At 66.7% G+C, this 9,522-nt stretch carries 11 protein-coding genes and 2 pseudogenes; 8 read left to right on the top strand and 5 right to left on the bottom strand.

The features are described 5' to 3' along the window. Positions 1 to 741 precede the first annotated feature (741 nt). Complete coding sequence (locus AB0H32_RS44035; RefSeq protein ID WP_361133940.1) at positions 742 to 1,539, top strand: ATP-dependent Lon protease; 798 nt, start codon at positions 742 to 744, stop codon at positions 1,537 to 1,539. A 232-nt stretch (positions 1,540 to 1,771) separates the two neighbouring features. Here AB0H32_RS44035 and AB0H32_RS44030 read toward each other — a convergent pair whose 3' ends face one another. Together AB0H32_RS44030 and AB0H32_RS44025 are read right to left on the bottom strand one after the other, a co-directional pair. Continuing rightward, complete coding sequence (locus tag AB0H32_RS44030) at positions 1,772 to 2,143, bottom strand: VOC family protein (protein ID WP_361133938.1); 372 nt, start codon at positions 2,141 to 2,143, stop codon at positions 1,772 to 1,774. Positions 2,144 to 2,435: 292 nt separating this feature from the next. After that, positions 2,436 to 2,864 carry an organic hydroperoxide resistance protein gene (locus tag AB0H32_RS44025; RefSeq protein WP_361133936.1) on the bottom strand — a complete coding sequence of 143 codons (429 nt, stop codon included), beginning with the start codon at positions 2,862 to 2,864 and terminating at the stop codon, positions 2,436 to 2,438. Positions 2,865 to 2,965: 101 nt separating this feature from the next. On the opposite strand from AB0H32_RS44025, the gene AB0H32_RS44020 reads away from it, so the two are divergent. The 4 genes from AB0H32_RS44020 to AB0H32_RS44005 are packed head-to-tail and all read left to right on the top strand — an operon-like array spanning position 2,966 to position 5,660. Beyond that, a complete protein-coding gene (locus AB0H32_RS44020) occupies positions 2,966 to 3,925 on the top strand; it encodes an LLM class flavin-dependent oxidoreductase (protein WP_361133933.1) in 960 nt (319 codons plus the stop codon). Further along, positions 3,922 to 4,614 carry an alpha/beta hydrolase gene (locus tag AB0H32_RS44015; RefSeq protein WP_361133931.1) on the top strand — a complete coding sequence of 231 codons (693 nt, stop codon included), beginning with the start codon at positions 3,922 to 3,924 and terminating at the stop codon, positions 4,612 to 4,614. Before AB0H32_RS44020 ends, AB0H32_RS44015 begins: the two co-directional genes overlap by 4 nt. 16 nt (positions 4,615 to 4,630) lie before the next feature. After that, a complete protein-coding gene (locus AB0H32_RS44010) occupies positions 4,631 to 5,317 on the top strand; it encodes a winged helix-turn-helix transcriptional regulator (protein ID WP_361133929.1) in 687 nt (228 codons plus the stop codon). A 19-nt stretch (positions 5,318 to 5,336) separates the two neighbouring features. Beyond that, on the top strand, positions 5,337 to 5,660 hold the full coding sequence (locus AB0H32_RS44005; protein WP_361133927.1) for an HNH endonuclease family protein: 324 nt from the start codon (positions 5,337 to 5,339) through the stop codon (positions 5,658 to 5,660). A 109-nt stretch (positions 5,661 to 5,769) separates the two neighbouring features. Here the strand turns inward: AB0H32_RS44005 and AB0H32_RS44000 are convergent. Both AB0H32_RS44000 and AB0H32_RS43995 read right to left on the bottom strand, forming a co-directional pair. After that, a pseudogene (locus tag AB0H32_RS44000) lies at positions 5,770 to 5,869 on the bottom strand. Positions 5,870 to 6,188: 319 nt separating this feature from the next. Continuing rightward, a pseudogene (locus AB0H32_RS43995) lies at positions 6,189 to 6,314 on the bottom strand (Ku protein); the annotation flags it as partial. Between the two features lie 358 nt (positions 6,315 to 6,672). Here AB0H32_RS43995 and AB0H32_RS43990 point away from each other — a divergent pair. Then, positions 6,673 to 7,506, top strand: coding sequence for a PIG-L family deacetylase (locus AB0H32_RS43990; protein WP_361133924.1), 834 nt, complete (start codon positions 6,673 to 6,675; stop codon positions 7,504 to 7,506). An 86-nt stretch (positions 7,507 to 7,592) separates the two neighbouring features. On the opposite strand, the gene AB0H32_RS43985 is transcribed toward AB0H32_RS43990, so the two are convergent. After that, on the bottom strand, positions 7,593 to 8,192 hold the full coding sequence (locus AB0H32_RS43985; protein ID WP_361133922.1) for a class I SAM-dependent methyltransferase: 600 nt from the start codon (positions 8,190 to 8,192) through the stop codon (positions 7,593 to 7,595). A 255-nt stretch (positions 8,193 to 8,447) separates the two neighbouring features. Between AB0H32_RS43985 and AB0H32_RS43980 the strand changes: the two genes are divergently transcribed. Together AB0H32_RS43980 and AB0H32_RS43975 are read left to right on the top strand one after the other, a co-directional pair. Continuing rightward, positions 8,448 to 8,924: a DUF3761 domain-containing protein gene (locus tag AB0H32_RS43980; RefSeq protein WP_361133920.1), complete on the top strand. Its 477-nt coding sequence runs from the start codon at positions 8,448 to 8,450 to the stop codon at positions 8,922 to 8,924. Between the two features lie 157 nt (positions 8,925 to 9,081). Further along, on the top strand, positions 9,082 to 9,522 hold a 441-nt coding region (locus AB0H32_RS43975; protein ID WP_361133918.1), incomplete at its 3' end, for a transposase.

Raw genomic sequence — 9,522 nt, 5'->3', positions numbered from 1 at the left:
TCGTCGTGACAGCTGTCCTGCAACGACGTCGCCGGCGTTGTCCTACACAGCGATCTGCTCGCAACTCCCAATCAGCGGCCGCGTCGTCGCGGGGTGACGGGCGGCCAAGTCGATCGAGCCACCAGCGGCAACCTCATAACAGCCATACCCTGCCACCCCTGGGTGAGCCAACCCTACGAATGGCTCGCTCAGCCCGATCAAGAAGGTAGGACCTCATAAGCCGACGACTCACCAGCGAATCCACGCCCGACTGGCGCGACACCTGAACCTCGAACCAAACAACCTCGCCGGGACAAAACGCTCTTTCACACAGCACGCCTCGCTCTGATCGCCTCCAGGAGCTCACGCTGCCCGGGCAACAGCCTTTGCCGGACTGCGTGCTGACGCTGCTCTTCGAGCCACCGGCCGACCTTCATGCTGTGCACCGAAATTCCCGGCTGAAGCTCGGTCAGCTCAGCCTCTTGTAGTGGTGCGGATGCGCATGGTGCCCCTGGACGAGCGAGCTGAAGGGGCATCATGCGCTGGGCCGTGTCCGCTTCGGCCGGCGTGCTCAACACGTGACCCGCGAGGAGGTCAGCGTGATGAGGGTCACATGAACGAAAAGTCACAGAGCGGGGGGCCCGTCTCATCTCTGTTAACGAACGGTGCAACCGTGACCGCTTGCCCATCTGATGGGCAGTTTCCACGCTCTCTCAAGGCGACCAACGGAGGTAAACGATGGCTTCATCGAGGGGAGCGCGCGTGAAGATCGGGTTTGTCTGTCTTCTCGCCAGCGGGCTGCTCGGTGCCTTTGTGCCGCAGGCGTCCGCAGCTACTGCGTATAGCCCATGGGCATACTACGGGCCGGTTTATGCCCACTACTACAAGAACCGTGCGTGGGTTGGTACGTCTTCGCGCATCTACGCAGTTACCGATGTCTACAACCAAAGTACGACCAACGTTCCCGCGGGCTACATGGGTGCACTGGCCCGGCTCTACAGGAACCAAGTCCTGTGCACTCAGACCGGCTATGCGTACAACACCGGTCCGGCGGCTGGTATGAGCGTGCCAACGACAGGCAATGCCTGCGGCAGTGGCGCGTACTACAGCTACGGGGTCAGCAAGGCGTACAACGGGAACGGGTACAACGCCTACTTCACGTACGAGTCGCCTCATGTGTCGGCCACTGCGACGGCAGGCGGAACGGTAGGCGCAAATGGCTCCGACAGTCCGACAGGGTCCACCCGTTCCGAAGCCGTGCCGACCTGGCACAGGAACAGGCAAGGGCAAACCTACGGATCCAGCATGGATGCGACAATGCTGCAAAATGAACCGGATCTGATGCAGGCGTACGCGACAAATGGGAAGGTCGGATACGTGAAACGAGTGGATCTCGAATCCGAGCCAAACCCGAAGTCACCGCAAGAGGCTCTGGCCGCACAGGCCAAACTGGCTGGAGAAAGCCGGGCTATTTCCGTCTACGCAGTAGACGGGATCACCAAGATCGGTGTGTTCGTGGCGAGCCACGTCCCGCGCGGCACAATCCCGGGCATCCGCTGAGCTACCGAACCCGCGGCGGCCCAGCCTTCCCGCCTGGAAAGCTGGGCCGCCGAGGGATTCGTTCGGTGCTGGCCGAAGCACTTCCAGACGCAACGTCTGGCAGCGCCATACCCCGGGGAGTTCCCGCCGGTTGACATTCATAGGGGCATCAAACACGGCTGCGTCTTCCTCGGTATTGTGACAGGAGCCGTTGTCGTGCTCTGGCTCGGGACGTGATGGCCTCGAGCAAGCTTTAGCCGATGAGGGTCTGCTTCGGGCGAACTACGCAGAACTCGTTTCCTTCCGGATCGGCCAGCACGGTCCAAGATTCGTTGCCGCTCTGCCCGACATCCACCCTGCGGGCGCCGAGTGCGAGGATGCGCTCGATCTCGGCCTCCCGGTCCTGCGCGGCGGACGTTAGATCGAGGTGGAGGCGGTTCTTGGCGACCTTATGGTCTGTCACCGGCATGAAGCAGATGCCCAGCGGCGCGTTTTCGTCCGGTCCGACCACGACCTCCCGTTCCCGCTCGGACAGGATCCGCCAACCCAGCACCTCGGCCCAGAACCGGGCCAGGGCGGGCAGGTCGTGGGCGTCGACAACGATGTGGTGCAGTGATAGAGGCATGTCGGCCAGTGTGCCCCGTGATCGGCCGGACAAGTCCTCGTACTTCAGTCGGGCTTCCGTAATTTTCCTGGTCAACGGCTCGTGACCAAGCGGTGAACTGGTCCCGATGGCGGAGCCGCCACCAAGTACGCGCTCGGCGTTGTTACTGCGTGCGGCGCGGGCGTACGGCCGCGGGATGGGTGGACCAAGACCGTCCCGTTCACGCCAAACCCCCGCTGCACTCCTCACTGCTGGGCTGTTGACCAGGAAGAATGCAGGAGTCCGGCTGGAGTGCCATGGGAACGGGCCGATGTCACAGGCGGGTTCCGTTGACGACCAGTGCCACGCCGATGTTGTCACGCGTGGCTCGGGAGTACGGACAGACCTGGTGGGTCGTCCTGACCAGTTCGCCCGCCTGCTCGTCGGTGACCGAAGGCAGCGAGATGTGCAACTCGACGCCGAGCTCGAAGCGGCCGCCGTCGACGGGGATCAGCGAGACGCGCGAGTCGATCACCGCGTCGTCCGCTTTCAGCTGGCTGCGCTGGCCGACCAGGGCGAGTGTCGTACCGAAGCAGGCGGCGTAACCGATCGCGAAGAGCTGTTCGGGGTTGACGCCCTCACCGTCCCCGCCCAGCTCCTTGGGCTGCCGCAGCTCCAGATCCAGCCGTCCGTCAGTCGTGCGCCCGTGGCCGTTCCTGCCTCCGGCGACGTGCGCCTGCGCCGTGTACAGCGCCTTGGTCATCGCGCAACTCCCTTCGTGATTACTGAAATATGAACCTGTCACTTCAAAAACAAGAAGTCAATGACGTACGATCACAAACCTCACGACGACGGGGAGGGCAGATGGCGAGGTTAAAGATCGGCTATCTGCTGCCGACACGCGACCAGTCCGTTCTGGGTGAGCACGACCTGGGGCGGCTCGTCGCTCAGGCGCGACGGGCAGAGCAGCTGGGGCTCGACTCGGTCTGGGCGGGCGACAGCCCCGTGACCAGACCGCGCGCGGATCCGCTGCTGTTGTTGGCCGCTGCAGCCCAGGCCACCGAGCGGGTCGCGCTCGGCACGGCGGTGCTTCTGCCGGCGCTGCGCCATCCGATCCTGCTGGCGCACCAGCTCGCCACCCTAGACCGGCTGTCGGGAGGACGACTGATCGCGGGCATGGGCGGCGGGTTCTCGAACCCGAGCACCCAGGCCCAATTCGCGGCGGTCGGCGTCGGCTTCGAGCGCCGCATCAGCCGCAGGGAGGAGTCGATCGACGCCATGCGCCAGCTCTGGTCGGGGGAGGCGGTGTCGTACCAGGGCGAGCACTTCGCCTTCGAGGATGTGCGGATCGCGCCTCTGCCGTCCCGTCCGGGAGGGCCGTCGATCTGGCTGGCGGCAAGCGGCGCACCAGCGCTGCGGCGCGTGGCCCGCCTGGCTGACGGCTGGCTTCCTTATCAGCCCGCGGCGACGACGTACGCGCAGGAGCGCGAGGTCATCGAGGCTGCCATCGAGCAGGCCGCGACGCCCCGTTCGGTCACCCCGGCCCTGTACGCGACGCTCTGCCTGGACGAGAACCCGGGAAACGCGCGCTGGCGCCTGCAAACGAGCATTGAGCGCTACTACAACGTGCCACTCGAGTTCATCGCCTCCATCCAGGCCGTGTTCGCCGGTACCGCCCGTCAGGCCGCCGACTGGTTGACCGGTTACGTCGCGGCCGGCGCCCGTCACCTCGTGATCCGCCTGGCGACCGATGACCACGACGCGGGACTGGAGGAGTTCGCCGACCAGGTTCTGCCCCTGCTGCGTGCGGAGAATCACCGATGACCACGTTCGTACTTGTCCACGGCGCCTGGCACGGCCCGTGGGCCTGGGACCGGATCGTCCCGCTGCTGCACGACGCTGGGGTACACACGATCACCCCGGACCTCAGCACCGTGGGGGACCACGGGCTCCACGACCATGCAGAGGCGGTCGTCGCCGCACTCGACACCGCGCAGGAGGAGGGCAAGCTGGTGCTGGTCGGGCACAGTTACGCGGGCCTGGTCGTACGGGAGGCCGCAGACGCACGGCCGAATGCCGTCGGCCATATCGCCCTCGTGGACGGATGGGCGGGGCGCGACGGCGCAAGCATGTTCAGCCTGGCCCCTGACGCCTTCGTCAACGCGGTGCGTACGGCGGCCCGGACCCGAGGGGACGGCTGGCGGATCCCGCCCCCGCCGCCCGGGGCGTTCGGCATCGCCGACCCCGACACCGCAGCCTGGCTGGCCGCGCGCATGCTCCCCCAACCGCTGCGCACGTTCACCGAGCCCACGCGCCTGAGCACGGCCGTCGACCGGATCCCCGGAACTGCCATCCACTGCAGGCCGCAGACCTATCCCTTCGACCGGTTCGGCGAGGCCGTCGGATACCGGACCCATGCGCTGGACGGCCCACACGACGTGATGCTGACCGATCCGAAGCCGCTCGCCCGGATACTCCTCGATGTTTGCTTTCTTCAAGAAGCGGAAGCGTGAAGTCTAGAATGACGAAGTGGAACAGCGAACGTACAACCAGTACTGCGCGACCGCGCACACCCTCGACCTCATCGGCGAGCGCTGGACGCTGCTGTTGATCCGCGAGCTTCTGACCGGACCCAAACGGTTCGGCGACCTGCAGACCAGCCTGCGCGGCCTCGGCACCGGACTGCTGGCCGCCCGCCTGAAACACCTGGAACGCGAGGGACTGGCACACAAGATCACGCTCCCGCCGCCCGCCCGGACCCCCGCATACGCCCTCACCGAGGCAGGCGAGGAACTCGGACCGGCGATCCTCGAACTGGCCCGGTGGGGCCTGAAGTGGGCGATGGCCGAACGGCGCGCGAGCGAGACGTTCCATCCGGGCTGGGCGGTGCTCGGCCTGCGAGCCTGTTTCGAGCCTGAGGCCGCGGCCGGACTCCACGCGGTGTACGAATTCCGTATCGACGACGAACTGTTCCATGCCCGGATCGATGACGGAGCAATCGAGACGCTGCACGGACCAGCCCAGCACCCGGACGCAATCATCACGATCAGCCAGGAGGCATTCCTCCGCCTGACCAGTCAGGACCTCTCATTCGCGGAGGCGATCGAGACCGGTGCTGCGTCATCGTCTGGCGACGAGGGGGCCCTACGCAGGCTCAGGGGTTTGTTCCGCCTGCCGGCCCCGCATGCCCGGAAGCCGGACCAGGCTTCTCCCTGATCAAGAGTCTCCGCGCTGCATGGAGTGGTACGGCTCGCCGGCGGAGGCCTGGGACTCCGGCGCCGACGGGTGGACGGCAATGGAGCGGGAGGCCTACGCCAACGACCTCGGCGACGACCGGGAGCTGATCGCGGTGTCCGCTGCCACCAACCGGTCCAAGACCGACCAGGACCCCAGCACCTGGCTTTCCCCGGGCATCGGCTACCGCTGCCAGTACGTCACCGACTGGGTCGCGGACAAGATCCGCTGGGGCTTGAGCATCGGCCCCGTGGAGCAGTCCGCTCTCGCGGACCTTCTCGACAGCTGCCCTGACATTCCCATCGCTGTCATCCAGGCCCGCTGACCCGTTCTTCGAGCCTGCCCGCGGCCTGGCGCGCTTCGCCGTGGGCTTGGGGTCCTTGTACGGGGCCTGCCGCTGTCGCGGCCGGTCAGCGATGCCATGGGTGTCGGTGTGGCGGAGAGGGCAGGATTCGAACCTGCGTGGACCCCCGAGGGGGTCCGACCGTGAGGTGTGCTCGCTGGTCCCCGATCAACCGCTCCGGGCACCTCTCCCTTGTTCCCGGCCCCGGGTGGTGTCCGGTGCCGTTCACGTGAACAACAGTGGCAGGGGCCCCTGACGGGGTGCTGACGGGCCTGGCAGTCCCTGGCTGTGGACGCGCAGTTCAGAGGTCTGCGGATCGGCTGTTCCTCGGAACGGTGTGGTTGTGGTGCCCGCCTTGCTGGTGCGCTCCGGGTGGTGAACGGCCCGTTGATGCCTCAGCATGATCTGACTGCCGGCCGCCTGTGCAGTTGCGCCTTTCGGCCGCCTCTGGCTGGCCCTGTCCTGCCGTGTGTCAGCTTGGGGAGGGCCAGAGCTGCTGGTCCTGGCAGGCCTGGTGCCGGCCCGGCCCATGTCCTCAAGGTGGTACTGGTGGAAACGGATGCTGTGGTCTTCGGTAGCGCTGAGCACCTTGATCGGGACCGTGACGAGCCCGAACGAGATGGCGCCTGACCAGATGGTTTAAGGCATCGCAGACCTCCACGACTCCCCGGGCAGCACCAGTGCAGGGACTCACATTCGTCCCGGAATCTCACGGCTGATGCCGGATGGAAGCCGGATCCGACGTGGCGCTGAGACGTGCAGGTCGTGCCTGAACCTCGTTCGAATCGAAACGCCGACACCTGGAAGGTCAAGCGGCCGCGGCGGGAACAGCCGGTCCGGCCGCCACTGTTGCATCGACCGAGGGACCGGCGCCGCACGGGCGGGGAACACGGAGACCACGAGGTCGTCCGCCCCGACAGGATCCGGGCCCCGGGATCGCGGTACGCCCGCCGCGCACTCGAACCAAGACGCATTTCTGCAGGAGGACTGTTTCATGACTGACCAGCCTTTGACGCTCATGGCAGTGCACGCGCACCCCGACGACGAGGCCACCGGTACCGGAGGGATCCTCGCGCGGTACGCAGCGGAAGGCATCCGCACGGTTCTCGTGACGTGTACCGACGGCGGTTGCGGTGACGGACCGAAGGGTGTCAAGCCGGGCGATCCCGGGCACGATCCGGCGGCCGTCGCCTTGATGCGCCGTCGGGAACTCAAAGCGAGCTGTGACGTCTTGGAGGTCAGCGATCTGGAGATGCTGGACTATGCCGATTCCGGGATGACGGGCTGGCCGAGCAACGACGCCCCCGGATCCTTCTGGCAGACCCCCGTGGAGGAAGGCGCCGCCCGACTCGCGGAACTCATGCGGCACTACCGGCCCGATGTGGTCGTCACCTACGACGAGAATGGCTTCTACGGCCACCCCGACCACATCCAGGCCAACCGCATCACGATGGCGGCGCTGGAGATGACCGCGCTGACACCGAAGGTGTACTGGACGACGATGCCCCGCTCGATGATGCAGCGGTTCGGTGAGATCATGCGCGAGTTTCATGAGGACATGCCGGAGCCGGATCCTGCCGAGGCCGCCGAGATGGCCGAGATCGGCCTGGCCGACGAGGAGATCACCACGTGGGTGGACACCACCGCATTCAGCGGTCAGAAGTTCGACGCGCTGGCCGCGCACGCCAGTCAGGGCGAGAACATCTTCTTCCTCAAGATGGGCAAGGAGAGGTTCGGCGAGTTGATGGGCATGGAGACCTTCGTACGTGTCCAGGACGCCACCGGCGCGGCCGTACCCGAGAACGATCTCTTCGCCGGACTGCGCTGATCCGCCCGTCCGACTGGGGCCCGGTGCCGGGGCTGGCCCCCACAAGGGACCGAGCCGGCTGTCCCGGCCGGGCGGACACGCGGGGTTCAGCGCATCCGGACCGCTGTGACCACCCCGTCGCCCACTTCCCGTAGATCCACCGCGAAGTCACCAGTCGCCGCCAGGAGGGAGCGGAAAGCGGTGAGCTGTTCGCGGTGGCTCACGGCGTTGTCCACCGCCACGATGCCGCGCGGCGTCAGTGTCCGGCGCACCTGCGGCCAGTACTCCACGCACACGGGTCGTTCGGCGTCCAGGACGACGAGGTCGACCGACGCATCCGGCGTGCGCTCCAGCACCTTGCCCCCGTCGTCGTGCACGACGTCCACGTGCTCCCACACCCCGGCGCGTTCGAGGTTGCGCTGGGCTGCCTCGACCTGGACCGCGTCCGTTTCGACCGTGGTCAGCCGACCCCCGGTATCTCGCACGGCGTCGGCGAACCAGATGGCCGAATGGCCCTTGGAGGTACCGATCTCCAGCACGGACTTACCGTGCTGGGCCCGGATCAGCAAGGCGACGGGTCCGCCGCCTCCGGCGTCATGTTGCGCAACCGCAGCAACCGCAGCAGCCGCAGTAACCGGTCGGCCAGCGGCCCGTCGTGCGCCCGGCCCTCCCGGTAGAGGCTGTCTGATGGTGGGCGGCGCAGTCACGAACAGGCGTGGAGCTGGAGGGCTCCGAGGCGATCAGCCCAGGTCGAGAGGGAGTGACCTCTGTTGTAGACGAGGCTCTGCTGAGGAGACGCCATTCGACTGTGGGGCGTCACCAATCCCGCCCGCCCGTCATTCATAGAACTCCGTACCTTGCCCGAGGGACATCACGGATGGGTGACTACTTCACCGTATCTACATATCTGACGCCGCGTCTGGCGCTACGGTCGGCCCTCCAATGCATCCTGGGGGGACACATTGAGCAACCCGTACACCACGCCGCCGCAGCCGTCAGCGCCTACGGTCCCAAGGTGGGCGCGGAAGAGGTATGTACTGCCCGCGATCGGTCTAGCCTTCTTTCTCGGCATCGGCGCCGGCGCCAACGGCCAGGACAACGGGACCGACGCGAAGCCGACAGCTGACAAGGTGCGGCCGACAGCCGTGATCACCACGACGGCTACGGCCACGGAGACCGCGACACCAGATCCTGCGCCGACGGTGACGAAGATGGTCAAGGTGAAGGTGACCGTCACCGCGCACGCGGCCGCCGCGGATTCGGGAAGCAGCGTGGGTTCGTCGGGCGGATCGTCCGGGGGTGGCGGCTCAAGCTCCTCGGGTGGTTCCAGCACAGGAAACGGTGCCACCGCCCTCTGTAACGACGGCACCTACTCCTACGCCGCGCACCACCAGGGCGCTTGCTCGCACCACGGGGGCGTGGCCATCTTCTACAGGTAGGCCTGTAGGGGGCAACGATCGGCCCGACCAGCGGTGTTGGCTGGCCGGGCGGCTTAGAGCTCGCGCAGATAGGTGGCGTGGGGAGCCCTGGCAGCACGGAGGGCACAGGTTCCGGTGATCATGGAGTTGCGACGTTCTGTGATCGCTGGGGGAGACTGTGCCCGTCCTGCCGTCATGGCTGACCGACCCGCTCTGGGACCAATTCGTCGCGCTGCTGCCCGAGCTTCCTACGGTCGATCCGGCCCACCCGTTGGGCTGCCACCGCCGCCGCATCAGCGACCGGATCGTGTTCGACAAGTTGCTGCAACTGCTGCGGTTCGGCTGCTCCTACCAGGCGATCGCCGGCACGACCTGCTCGGCGACCACCATTCGCAACCGGCGTGACGAGTGGATCGCTCTCGGCGTCTTCGCCCAGCTCAAGCAGATTGCACTCCAGTCCTACGACCGGATCGTCGGGCTCGTGCTCGACCGGATCGCCATCGACGGCTCCATCACCAAGGCCCCCGGCGGCGGCGAGGCCGCTGGACGCTCACCGGTCGACCGGGGCAAACGGGGTCTGAAGCGCTTGGGCATGACGGATGGTGATGGAATCCCGCTC

This window comes from Streptomyces sp. NPDC020362, from assembly GCF_040642095.1.
Taxonomy (GTDB): Bacteria; Actinomycetota; Actinomycetes; order Streptomycetales; family Streptomycetaceae; genus Streptomyces.
This window is presented reverse-complemented; position numbering and strand designations above follow the sequence as displayed.

Bases quoted from the DNA above. Each gene is read 5' to 3' on its own strand.
- AB0H32_RS44020 (WP_361133933.1), top strand. From the start codon at position 2,966: ATGGCGAGGTTAAAGATCGGCTATCTGCTGCCGACACGCGACCAGTCC.
- AB0H32_RS43990 (WP_361133924.1), top strand. From the start codon at position 6,673: ATGACTGACCAGCCTTTGACGCTCATGGCAGTGCACGCGCACCCCGAC.
- AB0H32_RS44015 (WP_361133931.1), top strand. From the start codon at position 3,922: ATGACCACGTTCGTACTTGTCCACGGCGCCTGGCACGGCCCGTGGGCC.
- AB0H32_RS44030 (WP_361133938.1), bottom strand. From the start codon at position 2,143: ATGCCTCTATCACTGCACCACATCGTTGTCGACGCCCACGACCTGCCC.
- AB0H32_RS44025 (WP_361133936.1), bottom strand. From the start codon at position 2,864: ATGACCAAGGCGCTGTACACGGCGCAGGCGCACGTCGCCGGAGGCAGG.
- AB0H32_RS44005 (WP_361133927.1), top strand. From the start codon at position 5,337: ATGGAGTGGTACGGCTCGCCGGCGGAGGCCTGGGACTCCGGCGCCGAC.